This is a genomic window from Pseudomonas putida group bacterium ESBL64 (assembly GCF_045277175.1).
Lineage (GTDB): Bacteria > Pseudomonadota > Gammaproteobacteria > Pseudomonadales > Pseudomonadaceae > Aquipseudomonas > Aquipseudomonas alloputida.
Map to the genome: position 1 here is coordinate 2,981,337 of NZ_CP145799.1, position 24,153 is coordinate 3,005,489.

Below are 24,153 nucleotides of genomic sequence, written 5' to 3' on the forward strand. Positions count from 1 at the left end.
ATGGACAACATCGTCGTCGCCGATAAGCAATCCGAAGTCGCCACTCAGAGCGCCTGGGGCAATATCAATCTCAAAGCACCAAGCGTCGTGCAGGTACCGGTTTCTCCAGACAAAGTGGCCACGGTCACCCAGCGCGGGCAGGACCTGATCATCACCCTGAAGTCAGGCGAAAAGGTCACCATCGGTAACTTCTTCGCCGTAGACCAGGCCGGGGTCGGCAGCGATATGGTCTTCGTCGGCGACGATGGCACCCTGTGGCATGCCCAGTACGATGCAGCAGCGTTCACCGGCTTCACTTTTGAAGACGTGGCCTCGTTGGACGAACTGGTCGCGGGTATTGGCACCGCCGGTAGCGCCATGCCAACGTGGGCGATAGCCGGGCTCAGCCTGCTCGGCGTGGGCGGCGCAGCGGCGGCAGCGAACAACGGCGGCAGCAGCAGCAGCAGCAGCAGCAGCGGCGGTTCCGACCCCGACACCAGCGCACCGGCCACGCCGATCGACCTGCTGGTTTCGCCGGATGGCTTGCGTCTGACCGGCCGTGGCGAAGCAGGCACCACGGTGAACATCCGCGACGCCGCCGGCAACCTGATCGGCAGCGGCACAGTGGGTGCCGACGGCAGTTTCAACGTGACGCTGAATGCGCCGCAGATCAACAGCGAAAACCTTGATGTCACCCTGACCGACGCCGCCGGCAATGTCTCGGCGCCTGGCACTGTCACTGCGCCGGACGCAACTGCACCACTGGCGCCGACCGACCTGGCTATCAATGAGCAAGGTAACACCCTCACCGGTCGTGCCGAGCCCGGCTCGACGGTTTCCGTGCGAGGCGCAGGTGGCGTATTGCTGGGCACTGCGGTGGCCGGTGCGGACGGCCAGTTCAGCATCACTCTGCAACCGCCACAAATCGACGGCCAGGCCCTGGAGATCAGCGCCGCAGACGCGGCTGGCAATATCTCGCCAGTTGCTAGCATCACGGCGCCGGACGTCGACAACCCAGACACCACAGCCCCTGAACAACCGACTGACCTGGCCTTGGCCGATGGCGTCACTTTCACCGGACGCGGTGAGCCTGGTGCTACCGTGCAGGTGCGCGATGCTGCCGGCAACGTGATTGGCACCGGCGTCGTCGGTGCCGACGGCCTGTTCAGCCTCACCCTGTCGCCTGCCCAGACAAATGGTGAAGCACTCGACGTGCGTCTGGTGGATGCCGCCGACAACAGTTCGATACCGCTGGAGTTCACAGCCCCGGATATCACACCGCCCGAGGCGGTCACCGACATTCTGGTCGGCCCAGGTGGCACGGCCCTGAGCGGTCGCGGCGAACCAGGTGCCACTGTGGAAGTGCGTGATGCCAATGGCACTGTGATCGGCACAGGTGTGGTCGGTGCCAACGGCACCTTCCTGATCGACCTGAATCCGGCCGCACAGCCAGGCGAGCAGTTGAGCCTGGTGCAGACCGACCCAAGCGGCAACGCTTCGGTGGCTACCGAGTACGACGTACCATTGACCACCGCGCCCGACAGCCCGAGCAATCTGGCCATCAATGCTGATGGCACCACCCTCACCGGTACCGCACCTGCCGGCACCCGTGTGGAAGTGCATGACGCCAACGGCACGCTGATTGGCAGTGCCATTGCCAACGCCGATGGCAGCTTCAGCATTGAACTGAATCCCGCACAAGCCAACGGCGAACTGCTGGACGTGGTCGCCATCGATGACGGCGGCGTTTCCTCGCTGCCCGCACAGATCACCGCACCGGATGTCACCGCCCCTGCCGCACCGACCGAACTGGCCGTGAGCGCGGACGGCAGCGTTATCACCGGCCGCGCCGAGCCGGGCAGCACCGTGCGCATCGTGGCTGCCGATGGCACCGAACTGGGCACTGCCGTGGTCGGCCCGACCGGCGTGTTCAGCCTCAACCTCAACCCGCCACAAGTTGACGGCGAAGTGCTGCAGGCCACCGCGACCGATGCCGCTGGCAACACATCGCCAAGCAGCGCAGTCACCGCACCGGATATCGACGGGATCGATACCACGCCACCCGCAGCCCCGACTGACTTGGTAATCGGTCTTGCCGGTAGCCAGCTCAGCGGTCGAGGCGAAGCCGGCTCTACCGTGCAGGTACGTGACGCGGCAGGCAACATCCTCGCGACTGGCACCGTCGCTGCAGATGGCACCTTCGTCATCGCCCTGGACCCTGCCGTGAACGACGGCAGCACCTTGCAAGTCACCCTCACCGACGCTGCCGGCAACGTATCCCAACCGGGCTCGGTCACCTCGGCCGACTTGCTGCCGCCCGCGCAACCGACTGACCTGGCCTTGGCCGATGGCGTCACCTTCACCGGTCGCGGCGAGCCCGGTGCTACCGTGCAAGTGCGCGATGCTGCCGGCAACCTGATTGGCACCGGTGTCGTCGGTGCCGATGGCCTGTTCAGCCTCACCCTGTCACCTGCCCAGGCCAACGGCGAAGCCCTCGACGTACGCTTGGTGGATGCTGACGGCAACGCCTCTGCGCCGCTGCAATTCGATGCGCCGGACATCACCCCACCTGAGGCAGTAACCAATATTACAGTTGGTGCTGACGGCCTGGCCCTGAGCGGTCGCGGCGAACCAGGTGCCACAGTGGAAGTGCGTGATGCCAATGGCACTGTGATCGGCACAGGTGTGGTCGGTGCCAACGGCACCTTCCTGATCGACCTGAATCCGGCCGCTCAGCCAGGCGAGCAGTTGAGCCTGGTGCAGACCGACCCAAGCGGCAACGCTTCGGTGGCTACCGAGTACGACGTACCATTGACCACCGCGCCCGACAGCCCGAGCAATCTGGCCATCAATGCTGATGGCACCACCCTCACCGGTACCGCACCTGCCGGCACCCGTGTGGAAGTGCATGACGCCAACGGCACGCTGATTGGCAGTGCCATTGCCAACGCCGATGGCAGCTTCAGCATCGAACTGAATCCCGCACAAGCCAACGGCGAACTGCTGGACGTGGTCGCCATCGATGACGGCGGCGTTTCCTCGCTGCCCGCACAGATCACCGCACCGGATGTCACCGCCCCTGCCGCACCGACCGAACTGGCCGTGAGCGCGGACGGCAGCGTTATCACCGGCCGCGCCGAGCCGGGCAGCACCGTGCGCATCGTGGCTGCCGATGGCACCGAACTGGGCACTGCCGTGGTCGGCCCGACCGGCGTGTTCAGCCTCAACCTCAACCCGCCACAAGTTGACGGCGAAGTGCTGCAGGCCACCGCGACCGATGCCGCTGGCAACACATCGCCAAGCAGCGCAGTCACCGCACCGGATATCGACGGGATCGATACCACGCCACCCGCAGCCCCGACTGACTTGGTAATCGGTCTTGCCGGTAGCCAGCTCAGCGGTCGAGGCGAAGCCGGCTCTACCGTGCAGGTACGTGACGCGGCAGGCAACATCCTCGCGACTGGCACCGTCGCTGCAGATGGCACCTTCGTCATCGCCCTGGACCCTGCCGTGAACGACGGCAGCACCTTGCAAGTCACCCTCACCGACGCTGCCGGCAACGTATCCCAACCGGGCTCGGTCACCTCGGCCGACTTGCTGCCGCCCGCGCAACCGACTGACCTGGCCTTGGCCGATGGCGTCACCTTCACCGGTCGCGGCGAGCCCGGTGCTACCGTGCAAGTGCGCGATGCTGCCGGCAACCTGATTGGCACCGGTGTCGTCGGTGCCGATGGCCTGTTCAGCCTCACCCTGTCACCTGCCCAGGCCAACGGCGAAGCCCTCGACGTACGCTTGGTGGATGCTGACGGCAACGCCTCTGCGCCGCTGCAATTCGATGCGCCGGACATCACCCCACCTGAGGCAGTAACCAATATTACAGTTGGTGCTGACGGCCTGGCCCTGAGCGGTCGCGGCGAACCAGGTGCCACAGTGGAAGTGCGTGATGCCAATGGCACTGTGATCGGCACAGGTGTGGTCGGTGCCAACGGCACCTTCCTGATCGACCTGAATCCGGCCGCTCAGCCAGGCGAGCAGTTGAGCCTGGTGCAGACCGACCCAAGCGGCAACGCTTCGGTGGCTACCGAGTACGACGTACCATTGACCACCGCGCCCGACAGCCCGAGCAATCTGGCCATCAATGCTGATGGCACCACCCTCACCGGTACCGCACCTGCCGGCACCCGTGTGGAAGTGCATGACGCCAACGGCACGCTGATTGGCAGTGCCATTGCCAACGCCGATGGCAGCTTCAGCATCGAACTGAATCCCGCACAAGCCAACGGCGAACTGCTGGACGTGGTCGCCATTGATGACGGCGGCGTTTCCTCGCTGCCCGCACAGATCACCGCGCCCGACATCACCGCCCCTGCCGCACCGACCGAACTGGCCGTGAGCGCGGACGGCAGCGTGATCACCGGCCGTGCCGAACCGGGTAGCACCGTGCGTGTCCTGGCTGCCGACGGTAGCGAACTGGGCACTGCCGTGGTCGGCCCGACCGGCGTGTTCAGCCTCAACCTCAATTCGCCACAAGTTGACGGCGAAGTGCTGCAGGCCACCGCGACCGATGCCGCTGGCAACACATCGCCAAGCAGCGCAGTCACCGCACCGGATATCGACGGGATCGATACCACGCCACCCGCAGCCCCGACTGACTTGGTAATCGGTCTTGCCGGTAGCCAGCTCAGCGGTCGAGGCGAAGCCGGCTCCACCGTGCAGGTACGTGACGCGGCAGGCAACATCCTCGCGACCGGCACTGTCGCTGCAGATGGCACCTTCACCGTCACCCTGGCCCCTGCCGTGAACGACGGCAGCACCTTGCAAGTCACCCTCACCGACGCTGCCGGCAACGTATCCCAACCGGGCTCGGTCACCTCGGCCGACTTGCTGCCGCCCGCGCAACCGACTGACCTGGCCTTGGCCGATGGCGTCACCTTCACCGGTCGCGGCGAGCCCGGTGCTACCGTGCAAGTGCGCGATGCTGCCGGCAACCTGATTGGCACCGGTGTCGTCGGTGCCGATGGCCTGTTCAGCCTCACCCTGTCACCTGCCCAGGCCAACGGCGAAGCCCTCGACGTACGCTTGGTGGATGCTGACGGCAACGCCTCTGCGCCGCTGCAATTCGATGCGCCGGACATCACCCCACCTGAGGCAGTAACCAATATTACAGTTGGTGCTGACGGCCTGGCCCTGAGCGGTCGCGGCGAACCCGGTGCTACTGTGGAAGTGCGTGATGCCAGTGGCACCGTGATCGGCACGGGTGTGGTCGGTGCCAACGGCACCTTCCTGATCGACCTGAGTCCGGCCGCTCAGCCGGGCGAACAATTGAGCCTGGTACAGACCGACCCAAGCGGCAACGCTTCCTCGGCACTGCAATTCGAAGTCCCGGTCACCACTGCGCCTGCCAGCCCCAGCAACCTGGTGTTCGCCGAAGACGGCAGCAGCATCAGCGGTACCGCACCTGCCGGCACCCGTGTGGAAGTGCATGATGCCAACGGCACCCTGATTGGCAGTGCCATTGCCAACGCCGATGGCAGCTTCAGCATCGAGCTGAATCCCGCACAAGCCAACGGCGAACTGCTGGACGTGGTCGCCATCGATGACGGCGGCGTTTCCTCGCTGCCCGCACAGATCACCGCGCCCGACATCACCGCCCCTGCCGCACCGACCGAACTGGCCGTGAGCGCGGACGGCAGCGTTGTCACCGGCCGTGCCGAACCGGGCAGCACCGTGCGCATCGTGGCTGCCGACGGTAGCGAACTGGGCACTGCCTTGGTCGGCCCGACCGGCGTGTTCAGCCTCAACCTCAATCCGCCACAAGTTGACGGCGAAGTGCTACAGGCCACCGCGACCGATGCCGCTGGCAACACTTCCGTTGCCAGCTCGGTCACCGCGCCGGACATCGATGGCGGCGATACCACCCCGCCTGAAGCACCGACCAATCTGGTGATCGGCCTTGCCGGCAGCCAGCTCAGCGGTCGAGGCGAAGCCGGCTCCACCGTGCAGGTACGTGACGCGGCCGGCAACATCCTCGCGACTGGCACCGTCGCTGCAGATGGCACCTTCACCGTCACCCTGGACCCTGCCGTGAACGACGGCAGCACCTTGCAAGTCACCCTCACCGACGCCGCCGGCAACGTATCCCAGCCGGGCTCGGTCACTTCGGCCGACTTGCTGCCGCCAGCACAACCGACTGACCTGGCCCTGACCGATGGTGTCACCTTCACCGGTCGAGGTGAGCCCGGTGCTACCGTCCAGGTACGCGATGCAGCCGGCAACCTGATTGGCACCGGTGTCGTCGGGGCCGACGGCCTGTTCAGCATTGCCCTGTCGCCTGCCCTGGCCAACGGCGAAGCCCTGGACATCCGCCAGGTGGATGCCGCCGGCAACAGTTCGATACCGCTGGAGTTCACAGCCCCGGATATCACACCGCCCGAGGCGGTCACCGACATCCTGGTCGGCCCAGGTGGCACGGCACTGAGCGGTCGCGGCGAACCGGGTGCCACTGTCGAAGTGCGCGATGCCAATGGCACCGTGATCGGCACGGGTGTGGTGGGTGCCAACGGCACCTTCCTGATCGACCTGAATCCGGCCGCACAGCCAGGCGAGCAGTTGAGCCTGGTGCAGACCGACCCAAGCGGTAATGCTTCGGTGGCTACCGAGTACGACGTACCATTGACCACCGCGCCCGACAGCCCGAGCAATCTGGCCATCGATGCTGATGGCACCACCCTCACCGGTACCGCGCCGGCCGGCACCCGTGTGGAGGTGCATGACGCCAACGGCACGCTGATTGGCAGTGCCATTGCCAACGCCGATGGCAGCTTCAGCATCGAACTGAATCCCGCACAAGCCAACGGCGAACTGCTGGACGTGGTCGCCATCGATGACGGCGGCGTTTCCTCGCTGCCCGCACAAATCAACGCGCCCGACATCACCGCCCCTGCCGCACCGACCGAACTGGCCGTGAGCGCGGACGGCAGCGTTGTCACCGGCCGTGCCGAACCGGGCAGCACCGTGCGCATCGTGGCTGCCGACGGTAGCGAACTGGGCACTGCCTTGGTCGGCCCGACCGGCGTGTTCAGCCTCAACCTCAATCCGCCACAAGTTGACGGCGAAGTGCTGCAGGCCACGGCGACCGATGCCGCTGGCAACACTTCCGTTACCAGCTCGGTCACCGCACCGGACATCGATGGCGGCGATACCACCCCGCCTGAAGCACCGACCAATCTGGTGATCGGCCTTGCCGGCAGCCAGCTCAGCGGTCGAGGCGAAGTCGGCTCCACCGTGCAGGTACGTGACGCGGCCGGCAACATCCTCGCGACTGGCACCGTCGCTGCAGATGGCACCTTCACCGTCACCCTGGACCCTGCCGTGAACGACGGCAGCACCTTGCAAGTCACCCTCACCGACGCCGCCGGCAACGTATCCCAGCCGGGCTCGGTCACTTCGGCCGACTTGCTGCCGCCAGCACAACCGACTGACCTGGCCCTGACCGATGGTGTCACCTTCACCGGTCGAGGTGAGCCCGGTGCTACCGTCCAGGTACGCGATGCAGCCGGCAACCTGATTGGCACCGGTGTCGTCGGGGCCGACGGCCTGTTCAGCATTGCCCTGTCGCCTGCCCAGGCCAATGGTGAAGCGCTCGATGTGCGTCTGGTGGATGCCGCCGGCAACGCCTCGGCGCCACTGCAATTCGATGCGCCGGACATCACACCGCCTGACGCAGTAACCAATATTACAGTTGGTGCTGACGGCCTGGCACTGAGCGGTCGCGGCGAACCGGGTGCCACTGTCGAAGTGCGCGATGCCAATGGCACCGTGATCGGCACGGGTGTGGTCGGTGCCAACGGCACCTTCCTGATCGACCTCGCCCCAGCCGCGCAGCCGGGCGAGCAGTTGAGCCTGGTGCAGACCGACCCAAGCGGTAATGCTTCGGTGGCTACCGAGTACGATGTACCACTGACCACCGCGCCCGACAGCCCGAGCAATCTGGCCATCAATGCTGATGGCACCACCCTCACCGGTACCGCGCCGGCCGGCAGCCGTGTGGAAGTGAATGATGCCAACGGCACGTTGATTGGCAGTGTGGTGGCGGGCCCCGACGGCAGCTTCACCGTTACCCTCGACCCGGCCCAGGCCAACGGCGAACTGCTGGACGTGGTGGCCATTGATGACGGCGGCGTTTCCTCGCTGCCCGCACAGATCACCGCGCCGGATATCACCGCCCCTGCCGCACCGACCGAACTGGTGATCAATGCCAACGGCAGCGTGGTCACCGGCCGTGCCGAACCGGGCAGCACCGTACGCGTGCTGGCCGCCGACGGCACCACTGTGCTGGGTAGCGTGGTAGTTGGCGCTACCGGCAGCTTCAGCATCACCCTCGACCCGCCACAGATAGACGGTGAAGTGCTGCAGGTGACGGCCACCGACGCGGCAGGCAACGCCTCCACCGCCAGTAACCTTACCGCGCCGGACATCGACGGCGGCGATATCACCCCGCCTGAAGCACCGACCAATCTGGTGATCAGCGCTGCCGGCAGCCAACTCAGCGGTCGTGGCGAAGCCGGTACCAGCGTTCAGGTACGCGATGACGCAGGCACCGTAGTTGCCACGGGCACGGTCAATCCGGATGGTACCTTCGCGATCACCTTGAACCCGGCCATCACCGATGGCAGTACGCTGCAAGTCACCCTCACCGACGCCGCTGGCAACGTATCCCAACCGGGCTCGGTCACCTCGGCTGACTTGCTGCCGCCTGCACAACCGACTGACCTGGCCTTGGCCGATGGCGTCACCTTCACCGGTCGCGGCGAGCCCGGCGCTACCGTGCAAGTGCGCGATGCTGCCGGCAACCTAATTGGCACCGGCGTCGTCGGTGCCGACGGCCTGTTCAGCCTCACCTTGTCGCCTGCCCAGGCCAATGGTGAAGCGCTCGATGTGCGTCTGGTGGATGCCGCCGGCAACGCCTCGGCGCCACTGCAATTCGATGCGCCGGACATCACACCGCCTGACGCAGTAACCAATATTACAGTTGGTGCTGACGGCCTGGCCCTGAGCGGTCGCGGCGAGCCGGGTGCCACTGTCGAAGTGCGCGATGCCAATGGCACCGTGATCGGCACGGGTGTGGTCGGTGCCAACGGCACCTTCCTGATCGACCTCGCCCCAGCCGCGCAGCCGGGCGAGCAGTTGAGCCTGGTGCAGACCGACCCAAGCGGCAACGCTTCCTCGGCACTGCAATTCGAAGTCCCGGTCACCACTGCGCCTGCCAGCCCCAGCGACCTGGTATTCGCCGAAGACGGCAGCAGCATCAGCGGTACCGCACCTGCCGGCACCCGTGTGGAAGTGCATGACGCCAACGGCACGCTGATTGGCAGTGTGGTGGCGGGCCCCGACGGCAGCTTCACCGTCACCCTCGACCCGCCACAGGCCAACGGCGAACTGCTGGACGTGGTGGCCATTGATGACGGCGGCGTTTCCTCGCTGCCCGCACAAATCACCGCGCCCGACATCACCGCCCCTGCCGCCCCAACCGAACTGGCGGTCAGCGCGGACGGCAGCGTTATCACCGGCCGCGCCGAACCGGGCAGCACCGTGCGCATCGTGGCTGCCGACGGCACCGAACTGGGCACTGCCGTGGTCGGCCCGACCGGCGTGTTCAGCCTCAACCTCAATCCGCCACAAGTTGACGGCGAAGTGCTGCAGGCCACGGCGACCGATGCCGCTGGCAACACTTCCGTTACCAGCTCGGTCACCGCACCGGACATCGATGGCGGCGATACCACCCCGCCTGAAGCACCGACCAATCTGGTGATCGGCCTTGCCGGCAGCCAGCTCAGCGGTCGAGGCGAAGCCGGCTCCACCGTGCAGGTACGTGACGCGGCCGGCAACATCCTCGCGACTGGCACCGTCGCTGCAGATGGCACCTTCGTCATCGCCCTGGACCCTGCCGTGAACGATGGCAGCACCTTACAAGTCACCCTCACCGACTCCGCCGGCAACGTATCCCAACCGGGCTCGGTCACCTCGGCTGACTTGCTGCCGCCTGCACAACCGACTGACCTGGCCTTGGCCGATGGCGTCACCTTCACCGGTCGCGGCGAGCCCGGCGCTACCGTGCAAGTGCGCGATGCTGCCGGCAACCTAATTGGCACCGGCGTCGTCGGTGCCGACGGCCTGTTCAGCCTCACCTTGTCGCCTGCCCAGGCCAACGGTGAAGCGCTCGATGTGCGTCTGGTGGATGCCGCCGGCAACGCCTCGGCGCCACTGCAATTCGATGCGCCGGACATCACCCCACCTGAGGCAGTAACCAATATTACGGTTGGTGCTGACGGCCTGGCCCTGAGCGGTCGCGGCGAGCCAGGTGCCACTGTGGAAGTGCGCGATGCCAATGGCACCGTGATCGGCACGGGTGTGGTGGGTGCCAACGGCACCTTCCTGATCGACCTCGCCCCAGCCGCACAGCCGGGCGAGCTGTTGAGCCTGGTGCAGACCGACCCAAGCGGCAACGCTTCGGTGGCTACCGAGTACGACGTACCATTGACCACCGCGCCCGACAGCCCGAGCAATCTGGCCATCGATGCTGATGGCACCACCCTCACCGGTACCGCGCCGGCTGGCACCCGTGTGGAAGTGCATGACGCCAACGGCACGCTGATTGGCAGTGTGGTGGCGGGCCCCGACGGCAGCTTCACCGTTACCCTCGACCCGGCCCAGGCCAACGGCGAACTGCTGGACGTGGTCGCCATTGATGACAGCGGCGTTTCCTCGCTGCCCGCCCAAATCACCGCACCGGATATCACCGCCCCTGCCGCACCGACCGAACTGGTGATCAATGCCGACGGCAGCGTGGTCACCGGCCGTGCCGAACCGGGCAGCACCGTACGCGTGCTGGCCGCCGACGGCACCACTGTGCTGGGTAGCGTGGTAGTTGGCGCTACCGGTAGCTTCAGCATCACCCTCGACCCGCCACAGGTAGACGGCGAAGTGCTGCAAGTGACGGCCACCGATGCGGCAGGCAACGCCTCCACCGCCAGTAACCTTACCGCGCCGGACATCGATGGCGGCGACACAACGCCACCGCAGACCCCGACCAACCTGGTGATCAGTGCTGCCGGCAGCCAACTCAGCGGTCGTGGCGAAGCCGGTACCAGCGTTCAGGTGCGCGATGACGCAGGCACCGTGGTTGCCACGGGCACAGTCAATCCCGATGGTACCTTCGCCATCACCTTGAACCCGGCCATCACCGATGGCAGTACCCTGCAAGTGACCCTGACCGACACTGCCGGCAATGTCTCGCAACCCGGTTCGGTCGCCGCGCCAGACCTGCTGGCCCCAGCGCAGCCAACCGAGCTGGCCTTGGTTGATGGCGTGACCTTTACCGGCCGCGGCGAGCCCGGTGCCACCGTACAGGTGCGCAATGCCACCGGCAGCCTGATCGGCACTGGCTTGGTCAACGAAGACGGCACCTTCAGCGTCACGCTGTTCCCCGCCCAGGCCAATGGTGAGGCCCTGGACATTCGCGTGGTAGACGCCGCCGGCAACAGTTCAACGCCGCTGGCGTTCACTGCACCGGACGTCACGCCGCCAGCTGCCGTCAGCAACGTCGTGGTGGGCGCCGATGGCCTGGTGCTCAGTGGCCGTGGCGAGGCCGGTGCTACCGTACAGGTACGTGATGCCAACGGCTCTGTCATAGGCACCGCCACAGTCGGCGCCAACGGAACCTTCTTGGTCGACCTCACCCCAGCCGCGCAACCGGGCGAGCAATTGAGCCTGGTGCAGACCGATGCGAGCGGCAACGCCTCTGAAGCCCTGCAATATGAAGTCCCGGCAACCACGACCCCAGCCAGCCCAAGCGACCTGGTGGTGGCTGCGAACGGCGCCAGCATCACTGGTACAGCCCCGACGGGCAGCCGTGTGGAAGTACACGATGCCAACGGCACACTGGTCGGCAGTGTGGTGGTAGGTGCCGGTGGCACCTTCACCGTCATCCTCAACCCGGCCCAGGCCAACGGCGAACTGCTGGACGTGGTGGCCATCGATGGCACCGGCGCTTCGTCCCTGCCGGTGCAAATCGCTGCGCCAGACATCACCCCGCCGGTCACCCCGAGCGAGCTGGCGATCAGTGCCAACGGCAGCGAGGTCACCGGCCGCGCCGAAGTGGGCAGCACCGTGCGTGTGCTGGCCGCCGATGGCACCACCGTGCTGGGTAGTGTGGTGGTCGACGCCACTGGCAGTTTCAGCATCACCCTCGACCCGCCGCAGGTGAGTGGAGAGGTACTACAAGTCACCGCCACCGACGCCGCCGGCAACACCTCCACGGCCGGCGACATCACCGCGCCGGACATCGACGGTGGCGACACCACACCACCGGATGCCGCAACCAACTTGGTAGTCGGCCTGGCCGGCGCCCAGCTCAATGGCCGCGGCGAAGCCGGGGCCAGCGTGCAGGTGCGCGATGCCCAGGGCAATGTACTGGCCAACGGCTCGGTCAACCCGGACGGCACCTTCCAGATCACCCTTGACCCACCGGTGAAAGATGGCAGCAACCTGCAAGTGGTGCTGACCGATGCCAGCGGCAATGCTTCTGCCCCGGCGTCGGTGGTTACCCCGGACTTGCAGGCCCCGGCCCAACCGAGCGGCGTGGCCTTGGCCGACGGCGTGACCCTGAGCGGCAACGGCGAGCCAGGCGCGACCGTGCAGGTACGCGATGCCTTGGGCAACTTGCTCGGCACTGGCCTGGTCACTGAAACCGGCAGTTTCAGCATCACCCTGTCGCCGGCCCAGGCCAATGGCGAAATCCTCGACATCCGTCTGATCGATGCCGCCGGCAATGTCTCTTCACCCCTGCAGTTCGAGGCCCCGGACATCACCGTGCCTGCCGTAGTCAGCAACATTGTCGTCGGCGCCGACGGCCTGACCTTGGGCGGTCGCGGCGAAGCCGGTGCTACCGTCGAGGTGCGCGATGTCAATGGCACGCTGATCGGTACCGGCACAGTGACCGCGAACGGTACTTTCCTGATCGACCTCGATCCGGCTGCGCTGCCGGGTGAACGCCTGAGCCTGGTACAGACCGACCCGAGCGGCAACGCCTCTGAAGCGCTGACCTACGACGTGCCACTGGTGGTCACCCCGACCAGCCCGAGCGAACTGGTCGTCGCCGCCGATGGCAGCAGCATCAGCGGTTCTGCTCCTGCTGGTAGCCGCGTGGAAGTGCATGATGCCAACGGCACGCTGGTCGGTAGCATCGTGGTGGGTGCCGAGGGCACCTTCACCGTGGTGCTCACACCGGCCCAGGCCAATGGCGAATTACTGGACGTGGTGGCGATCGACAACAACGGCACCTCCTCGTTGCCGGTGCAGGTCGCCGCACCAGACATCACCGCGCCTGTGGCGCCAAGCGATCTGGCAATCAGTGGCGACGGTACCGTTGTCAGCGGCCGCGCCGAAGCAGGCAGCACCGTCCGTGTGCTGGCCGCCGATGGCATCACTGTACTGGGCAGTGTCGTGGTGGGGGCCAGCGGTGCCTTCAGCATCGGCCTCACCCCGCCACAAGTGGCAGGCGAGCAGTTGCAGGTGACGGCCACCGATGTCGCAGGCAACGCCTCCACGGCCGGCAGCGTCACCGCACCGATCGTGGACAACGGCGGCGACACCACACCGCCGGAGCCCGCTACCGAGCTGGCCATCAGTAACGATGGCCGCACAGTCTCCGGGCGCGGCGAAGCGGGCGCCACCGTGGAAGTGCGCAACGATCAGGGGCAGGTGCTGGTGAGCGGCACCGTTCAGCCCGATGGCAGCTTCAATGTGCAACTGCCAACCCCGGTGGTGGATGGCTCGTCCCTGCAAGTGACCCTGACCGATGCCGCCGGCAACGTCTCTACACCTAGCCCGCTGACGGCGCCCGACCAGGTAGCACCGCTGCAACCCACCGACCTGGTGCTGAGTAATGGTGACAGCCTGGTCGGTACTGCAGAAGGAGGCGCACGGATTGAGGTCAAAGATGCCTCGGGCAACCTGATCGGTAGCGTCATTGCCGAGCCGGATGGCAGCTTCAGCCTGACCCTCAACCCGCCCCAGGCCAATGGCGAAACCTTGTCCATCACCGTGACCGATGCGGCAGGCAATACCTCGGTGCCGCTGAGTTACGTGGCCCCGGACATTACCGCACCGGCGATCGTCACTGACGTGCTGGCAGGCGATGGCAGCCTGGCCGTGTCTGGCCGTGGTGAGCCTGGTGCCACAGTCGAAGTGCGTAATGCCCAAGGCGCAGTCATCGGTACTGGCACCGTGGCGCCAAATGGCACCTTCGTGATTGACCTGGAGGCACCGCTGGCCGCAGGTGAGAACCTCGTGCTGGTGCAGACCGATGCCGCTGGCAATACCTCGGCAGGGGTCAGCGTGACCGTTGCCGATACACCGCTGCCCGAAAGCCCGAGCGGCGTGGTGGTGGCCGGTGACGGCTCCAGTGTTTCCGGTACCGCACCGGCAGATACGCAGGTGCAAGTGCGTGACGCGCAGGGCAATGTCCTGGGCAGCACCCAGGCCGGCCCGGATGGCAGCTTCACCATCGGCCTGACCCCGGCACAGGCCAACGGGGAAGCACTGGATATCGTCGCGGTTGACGAAGCTGGCAACAGTTCACTGCCGACCCAGATCACCGCGCCCGATATCACCCCGCCCAATGAAGCCAGTGAACTGCAACTGAGTGCCGATGGCGGCCTGCTCACCGGTCGCGGCGAACCGGGCACCACCGTGCAGGTCATCAGCGCCGACGGCACTGTGCTGGGCAACGCCCAGGTCGGTGCCGACGGTGTGATCAGCGTGGTCCTGAACCCAGCGCAGACCGACGGCCAGGAACTGGACGTGGTCCTGCGCGACCCCGCTGGCAACACCTCGACCGCCAACATCGTCGCGCCCGATACCGACGGCCCGCTGCAACCCTCCGGGCTGGCCATCGATACTGCTGGCATTCACCTTACCGGCCAGGGTCAAAGCGGCTCCATCGTCACCGTGCGTGACGCCGACGGCAATGTGCTGGGCACTGCCACCGTGGGCGGCGACGGCCGTTTCGACGTCACCCTCAACGCGCCACAGCGCAATGGCGAAAGCCTGACCGTCGAAGCGACCGACAACCTGGGCAATAGCGCAGGGCCGGTGGACTTCACCGCCCCCGACTCTACCCCGCCGCAAGTGGTCACCAACCCGGCCATCGACGGCACCGGTACCACGATCACCGGCAACGGCGAACCGGGCGCCACCGTGACCGTGCGCGGGCCGGATGGCAGCGTGCTGGGCAGCACGGTGGTTGGCGCGGGTGGCGCTTTCGAAATCACCCTCGACACGCCGCAAACCAACGGCCAGGCACTGACCGTGGAGCAACGCGACGCGGCCGGCAACCTGTCGGCGGCAGTCGACGTGTCGGCACCGGATACCCAGGCACCCGATAGCCCCACCGGTCTGGTCCTGGCTGGCGACGGCAGCAGCCTGACCGGCAGCGGCGAGCCGGGTGCGCAGGTGACCGTGACCGGCACTGGCGGCACAGTACTGGGCACCGCAACGGTCCAGCCCGATGGCTCCTTCCAGGTGGCCATCGACCCGCCACAGCTCAATGGCCAGACGCTGTCTGTCACTCAGGCGGACAACAGCGGCAACGGCTCGCCCGCTGGCACCGTGACCGCACCTGACTTCGAGGCACCGCTGCCGGCGCAAGGGCTGGGCCTTGATCCTACCGGCACACTGCTCAGCGGGCAGGGCGAGGCAGGCAGCACCGTAGAAGTACGTGATGCCGCAGGCAACCTGCTAGGCACCATCCCGGTGAATGCAGACGGTACGTTCGAAGTGGCACTCTCCCCGGCCCAGACCAACGGTGAAGTGCTGTCGGTGGTGCTGATCGATGGCGGCGGCAATGCCTCGCCGTCGGCCACTTTCACCGCTGACGACAGTACCGCGCCAGCTGCGCCTGCCGGCCTCACGATCACCCCGGGCGGCAGTGCCATCCAGGGTACCGGTGAAGCTGGCGCCACGGTGGAAGTGAAGCTTGCCGACGGCACGTTGGTAGGCACCGTCGTCGTGCCCGCAGGCGGCAGCTTCACGGTCCCACTATCGCCCGCCCAGTTGGACGGCCAAGCCCTGGATGTGACGCTGACCGATGCGGCCGGCAACATTTCGCAGCCCAGCCAGATCCTTGCGCCTGACATCACGCCACCGGCACTGCCCACCGACGTTGCAGTCAGCAGCGATGGCACGGCTGTGACCGGTAACGCACCTGGCGCCAGTTCGGTGACCGTGAGCGATGGGGCCGGCAATGTGATCACTGTTGCGGTCAACCCGGATGGCAGTTTCAGCGTGCCGCTGGATACACCGCAGAACAACGGCCAGACCGTAACCGTGGTAGTGACCGACGCAGCCGGCAACGACTCGGCGCCGGTCTCTGTCACCGCGCCGGACACGACCAACCCGGAACCGGCGACCGGGCTTACCGTAAGCCCGGACGGCAGCACGGTCGGCGGCACAGCCGAGCCTGGCAGCACAGTGGAAGTCCGCAACCCGGATGACACCGTGCGCGGCACTGTAACTGCAGGGCCGGACGGCACCTTCGTGATCCCGGTCGCCCCACCGCTGGCATCAGGTGAAACAGTCGATGTGGTGGTGATCGACCCTGCCGGTAACGAATCGCCTGAAATACCACTGGCTGGCCCGACCGGTACCGAAGTGGCCACGCCTTCAGCCCTTGCCATCAGCGCCGACGGTTTCCTGCTGACCGGCCAGGGTACGGTCGGCTCGCTGATTACCGTGACCTCCGGGGGCACCACGCTGGGCAGCGCCACGGTCGGCAGCGACGGCACCTTCCGTGTGTTCCTCCAGAACGCCCAGCTCAACGCCCAGATCTTGCAGGTCAGTGCCAAGGCTACCGTCGATGGCCAGCCTTCGGTGCCGGCCATTATCGTGGCCAATGACACCACGGCACCGGACGCGCCGACACAGGTAAACCTCAACGCCACCGGCAGTACGCTGACCGGCCAAGGCGAGGTGGGCGCAACCGTGCGCGTGACAGACGTACAGGGCACCTTGCTGGGGACTGCAACCGTCGACAGCAATGGCCTGTTCAGCGTCAGCTTCTCGCCGGCCGTGGCCAATGGGCAAAACCTGATCGTCACCCAGGCTGATGCTGCAGGTAACGTTTCGCTCGCGGCCACCCTGCAAGCGCCTGACCTGCAGGCACCGCTGGCGGCCAGCAACCTCAGCCTCAACAGCGCAGCCACCGTGCTCAGCGGCCAGGGCGAAGCCGGTGCCAGCGTCACCGTGCGCGACGCCAGCGGCGCCATCCTGGCCACTGGCACCGTCAACCAGAGCGGCCAGTTCCAGATCACCCTGCCCAGCGCGCAGGTGACCGGTAGCCCGCTACAGGTCACCCTCAGTGATGCCGCGGGCAACGTGTCCGGCCCGGCCAGCCTGGCCACGCCAGACCACACGCCGCCAGCGGCCATCAGTAACCCGGTGTTGAGCCAAGACGGCCGGCAGCTTTCCGGCAGCGGTGAAGCGGGCGCCACGGTACAGGTACGCAACGCCGCCGGTGCCTTGCTCGGCTCCGCCACGGTGGGCGCTGACGGTCGCTTCACGGTGACATTCGACACGCCGCAAACCAACGGCCAGGTCATCGGCGTGACGCAAGTGGATGCCGCCAGCAACACCTCGCCGGCAATCAATGTGACAACCCCGGACCTGACCCCACCCGCGCCGCTGACCAACGTGGTGCTGAACAACAACGGCCTGACCCTGACCGGCCTGGGCGAAGCCGGTGCCACGGTCACCGTTCACGGCCAGGACGGGACCATCATCGGCACCGGCCTGGTAGCGGCCAATGGCAGCTTTACCCTCACCCTGAACAGCGCCCAGCTCAACGCCCAGCACCTGAGCGTTACGCAGACCGACGCGGGCAACAACACCTCCACCGCCGTGGCGGTCACCGCGCCGGACTTCACCCCGCCTGCGGCACCGACAGCACTCGCGCTGTCCGGTACCGGGCTGCAACTGACCGGTAACGCCGAAGCCGGCAGCACCGTGACCGTGCGCGATGCCAGCGGCAACGTGCTGGGCACAGCGGTAGCCGGCAGCAACGGCACCTTCCAGGTCACCTTGAACAGTGCCCAGACCAATGGCCAGATGCTGCAGGTGACCGCCACCGACGCAGCCGGCAACGTGTCGCCGGCCGCACCTTACACTGCAGCCGACACCACGCCGCCGGCCGCCGTGACCAACCTGGCTGTCTCCGCCAATGGCGCCACCCTGACAGGCGATGGCGAAGCAGGCGCAACCGTGACCGTACGGGCGCCGGACGGTACCGTGCTGGGCAACGCTACAGTGGCCGCCGACGGTCACTTCAGCGTATCCCTGTCGCCGGCAGCGATCACAGGTGAAAGCCTGAGCGTGGTTCAGGCCGATGCCGCACAGAACGTCTCCCCTGCACAGAGCGTGACGGCGCCGGGTGCGCTGGCACCGGCCACACCGGACAACCTGATACTGGCCGCCGACGGCCTGTCAGTGACCGGCACCGCCGAGGCGGGCAGCACAATCAAGGTGTACGGCCCCAACGGCGTATTGCTGGGCAGCAGCCCGGTCGCCAACGACGGCACGTTCACTGTCAATCTCGGCAGTGCGCAGGCCAATGGCGAAGTGCTGCAGGTCAGCGCAACGGGCCCCGATGGCAGCGTATCGCTACCCGCTACCCTGCTGGCACCCGACACCACGGCACCGCAACCACTGACCAACCTGGCGTTGTCCAGCGACGGCCTGGTACTCAGTGGCCGCGGTGAAGCAGGTGCCACCGTTACCGTGATTGGCGAAGGCGGTATCGACCTGGGCACTGCCGTGGTCGATGCCAATGGCAACTTCAACGTCAACCTGAACAGCGCGCAGATTAACGGCGAACAGCTCAGCGCCAGCCAGTCCGATGTGGCCGGCAACGAGTCCAACAGCGTCAACCTGACAGCCCCTGACCGCGTCGCGCCGGATGCTGCCGGCAACCTGGCTTTCGCCGGGGGTGGCAGCTTGTTGAACGGTACCGGCGAAGCGGGTGCCGCCGTGCGTGTGCTCGCCGCCGATGGTTCGGTGCTGGGCAGCGCCACGGTGCGCGCCGACGGGACTTTCCAGGTCAGCCTCGCATCGCCTCAGGCCAACGGCCAACAGGTGCAGGTGGTACTGACCGATGCGGCCGGCAACCAGTCTGCCGCCAGCGCCATCACCGCACCCGATACCACACCGCCAACGGCACCCGGCGAACTGGCCGTTTCCGGTGATGGTGTCACCCTCACCGGCCGCGGCGAAGTGGGCGCGCGGGTGACCGTGACCAACCCGGCAGGCGAGGAAATTGGCAGCGCCACCGTCGATGCCAGTGGCCACTTCACCATCACGCTGAGCCCGGCACTGGGCAACGCCGAGCTGCTCAGCTTCACCCAGGCCGATGCGGCCGGCAACGTGTCGGCAGTGGCAACCCTGCAAACCCCCGACTTCACCCCGCCCGACCCGCTCACCCAAGTGGTGATCAACGCCGACGGCAGTGTGGTCAGCGGCCTGGGCGAGGCCGGCGCCACGGTAATCGTCAGTAACGCGGCCGGTACCGTACTGGGCACGGGTATCGTATTGGCTGATGGCAGCTTCAGCGTCGAACTGTCACCCGCACAAATCAACAACCAGACACTGTCGGTACTGCAGGCCGATCCCCCCGGCAACGTCAGCCTGCCGGTCAACGTGCAAGCGCCGGACCTCACGCCGCCAGCGGCAGCAACCGAGCTGCGGCTCAATGCGGCAGGTGACGAGCTGGGCGGTGTCGGCGAAGTGGGCGCCACCGTGCGCGTGTACGTCGGTATCACGCAGGTGGGTACCGGCACAGTGGGCGCCGACGGGACCTTCATCGTCGAGCTGGATGCAGCGCAGCTCGATGGCCAGGTGCTGCAGGTCACCCTGACCGATGCAGCTGGCAACATCTCGCCAATCAGTTCGGTCACGGCGGTGGACACCACACCACCGGCCGCCGTGGTCGCCATCATCAACGACAGCGGTACCCAGGTGATCGGTACTGCCGAAGCCGGCACCCGCGTCACGGTGGTCAACAACAACGGCGACCTGCTGGGCCAGGTAACGGTGGAGCCGGACGGCACCTTCGTCCTTGACCTGAACCGCCCGCAAATCAACGGCGAAACGCTGACCATCATCGCCCAGGACGCCACTGGCAACCCGTCGGTACCGCTGGCAGTGACTGCGCCAGACCTGACGCCACCGGTGCAGCCGACCGACCTGCTGCTCAACGCAGCCGGTACGTCGATGACGGGTACGGCCGAAGCCGGCAGCACCATCACGGTGCGCGGCCCGAACAACAACATCGTGGGCACGGTGGAAGTGGGTGAGAACGGCCAGTTCACTGTGCCGATCAGCCCGGCACAGAACAACGGCCAGTTGCTGACGGTGGTGTCCACGGATGATGCTGGCAACGCTTCGGTGGCTGTCCCTTACCAGACCAACGACACCTCGCCACCCGACCTGGTGACCAACCTGGCGATCAACAACACCTTCAACGTGCTGACCGGCAAGGGCGAAGCCAATGCCACGGTTACCGTCAGCCTCGACGGAGACGTGATCGGTACCGGCGTGGTGGATGCCGCTGGCAACTTCCAGATAACGCTGGTGCCGGCGGCGGGCTCGCTCGCAACCCTGGAAGTGACACAGTCCGACGGCATCAATACGTCTGCGGTCGCGACCTACCTCACACCCTTGATCGCACCACCCGTGCCGCCCACCGACGTGACCTTGGGCAGCGACGGCCTGACCCTGACAGGCAGTGCACCCAGCGGTGTGGGCATTCGCGTGTACGACGCTGCAGGCAACCTGATCGGTACAGGGGTCGCAAGCCTGAACGGCTCCTTCACCCTGACGCTGGACGCAGCCCAGCTCAATGGCGAACACATTTCGGTGACAGCGGTGGCGCTGATAGGCGGCGAATCGCAGCCGACCTTCCTGCAAGCGGCCGACATCACGCCACCGACCAACCCGGTGGTCACCAGCCTGTCTGTCAATGGCCTGGTGCTGACCGGCACGGGTGAAGCCGGTGCCACGGTGACAGTGCGTGATGCCGGCAACAACGTGCTCGGCACGGCGGTGGTGAATGGCGGTGGCGTGTTCACCGTCAACCTGAACGCCGCGCAGCTCAACGGCCAGGTACTGGGCGTGAGCCAGGCTGACACTGCAGGCAATGTGTCCGGCAGCACAAGCTACACCGCCGCAGACCTGCAGCCACCTGCTGCCCCCACCAACGTCGCCATCAACGGCACCGGTACCGTGCTTACCGGTAGCGGTGAGGCGGGCGCTACCATTACCGTCCAAGGCCCGAACGGCCAGGTGGGTACCGGTGTGGTACAAGCCAACGGCACCTTCAGCATTACCTTGACCTCGCCACAGAACGACGGGCAACTGCTGGTGGTACGCCAGGCCGATGCTGCCGGCAACCTGTCCGCCAGCACCAGCCTGACTGCGCCGGACACCACCCCGCCAGCCGCCCCGCTGGCCACCATCAACGCCAACGGCACCTCGGTCAGTGGTGCTGGCCAGGTCGGCAGCACGGTCACCGTGCGCAACAGCGCCGGTACCGTACTGGGTACCGCAACGGTGGGCAGCAACGGCCTGTTCGTGGTCAGCCTGACTGCGGCGCAGATCGACAACCAGGCGCTCAGCGTCACCCTCACCGACAGCGCCGGTAACGTGTCCACAGGCACTGCACTGACCGCACCGGACCTGACCCCGCCTGCGGCTGCCGGCAACCTGCTGTTCAGTGCCGACGGCAGTACCCTCACCGGTACTGGCGAAGTGGGTGCCACCGTCACCGTACGCAGCGCCGGCGGTACCGTGCTGCAGACCGCGACGGTGCAGGCGGACGGCACCTTCACCGTGACCCTGAGCCCGCCTCAGGACAACGGCCAGATCCTTTCGGTGACCCTCAGCGACCCGCGCGGCAACGTGTCGGGCAACGTCAACGTCACTGCACCGGATGTGGATGCCAACGCGCCGGTCATCGCCAGCGACAACCTGGCCACGGCCACGGTCAACCTGGCAGCGGTCAGCGCCACGAAGACCTACACCGACAGCTTCACCACGCTACTGTCGGGGTTCTCCAAGACCTACACCTGGACGGTGGCAGCAGGCACCACGGCTGACCCTACCCTCACACTGACCACCAACAGCGTGCTGGCATTGCTCAACAACACCAGCTTCACCCTGCAGGTGAAAGACGCCAGCGGCACCTGGGTGACCATCGCCACCGGTAACACTCAGGGCCTGCTCGACCTGATCGTGTTGCCAATCGGCTTGCAGGTGGACATCGGCGTGCTGCAAGCCGGTGATTACCGACTGACCGTGGGCAGTGGCGGCATCGGCCTGATCACCGAAGTGAGCACCACGCTGGACATCGTCTCCACCAGCCTGACCCAATTCACCGGCACCGGCATTGCCACCTCTGGCAACGTCATTACCGACGTGGGTACCGATGGCGCAGTGGATGCTCGTGGCCCGGACAGCGCCGCCGTGCTGCAAGTGCTCAAAAACGGCAGCTACGTCTCGGCCGGGACCGCCACGACGGTTCAGGGCCAGTACGGCACCCTGGTGATCCGTGCGGACGGCAGCTACACCTACACGCCGAACGGCAGCCCGAACAGTGTCGGCAAAGTGGACGTGTTCAGCTACCAACTGGTGCACCCTAACGGCCTGTCCGATGCCGCCAACCTGTACGTGCGCATCGACAGCCCGCAAGCCACGGAGGTCTGGAGCGACACCAACTACGGTGCACCGGCCACGGTGGTCGACGCAGTCAACGACGTAGGTACCAGCCAGGTCACCCTGGACAACCGCGTGGACACCAGCAGCAGTACGCTGGGCTCGCTGAACCTGCCAGTGATCGGTACCCGCCAGGCCACCTACACCACCACGGTTGCCGCCAATACCACGGCCGACCTGCAGGTGGTGGTCAACTCCACCAACCTGTTGAGCCTGCTCAACGGCACCACCATCGAGCTGCTCAAGCTCAACCCGGCCACCGGCCAGTACGTGCTGGTGCAGTCGGTGCCAGGTGGTTCGCTGGTCAGCATACTGGGCGGCGGCGCCGGGTATACCTTCGAGAACCAGGGCGCCGGTACCTACCACGTACGTGTCACCGCCGGCGGCATCGGCTTGCTCAGCTCCATCACCACCAGCCTGAACACCACCACAACGTACCTGACCGAGTTCGTGGTCAGTGGCGCGACAGCCGCCACCGGCAACCTGCTGGCTGACGACAACGTCGGTTCGGCCTTGACTGTGCTGAGCGTGCTGACAGCGGCCAACACCTACACCATCCCGGGCTACAACGGGGTAAGCGTGGCCGGCACCTACGGCACGTTGCTGGTGCATGCCGACGGCAGCTACACCTACACCCTCAACGCAGGGCTCACCTCGGCGGTGGTAGGCCAGCACGACACCTTCACCTACGAGCTAAGCCACCCGAACGGCACTACCGACACCGCAACCCTCACCATCAACGTGGACAGCGCCGCCGGCCTCACCGCCACCACATCGCTGCTGGCCGATACTGGCAACGAATCCGCGGCACTCGCCAGCCTGGCAGCGGCCACCGATGTGATCGCCGGCACTGACGGCAACGACCACCTCGATGGCAGCCAGGGTGGCCACATCACCCTGCAGGGTGGTGCGGGTGACGACACACTGGTGGTGGTCGACCAGAACTTCGCCAGCGTCGACGGTGGCTCGGGAACCGACACCCTGCTGTGGGGCGGCGGTGATGCCAGCATTGACCTGGGCAACCTGGCCGGGCGCGTACACGACATCGAAATCCTCGACCTCAACGACACCAGTTCGGTGGCGCTCACCCTCAACCTGGCGGATGTGGTGGCCATCACCGAAACCGGTACCGACACACTGATCATCAAGGGGGACGACAAAGACTCGGTTCACATGACGGACAACTGGACGCTGGTCGGGAACCAAACTGCCGACGGCATCGACTATAACCAGTACACGGCCCAGGAGGATCCAAGCCATCACCTGTGGGTACAGAACGGTATCCATGTGGTTTGAGGCCGCTGTAAACCCGTCGGGTGAATACCCGGCGGCATGGACGACCAGCAGTAAGGGAAC

Annotated in this window: 1 protein-coding gene; it reads left to right on the forward strand. The window is 66.3% G+C overall.

Features of this window, described 5'->3' with window-relative positions:
* A complete protein-coding gene (locus V6093_RS13635) occupies positions 1 to 24,093 on the forward strand; it encodes a BapA/Bap/LapF family large adhesin (protein ID WP_406669531.1) in 24,093 nt (8,030 codons plus the stop codon).
* Positions 24,094 to 24,153 lie beyond the last annotated feature (60 nt).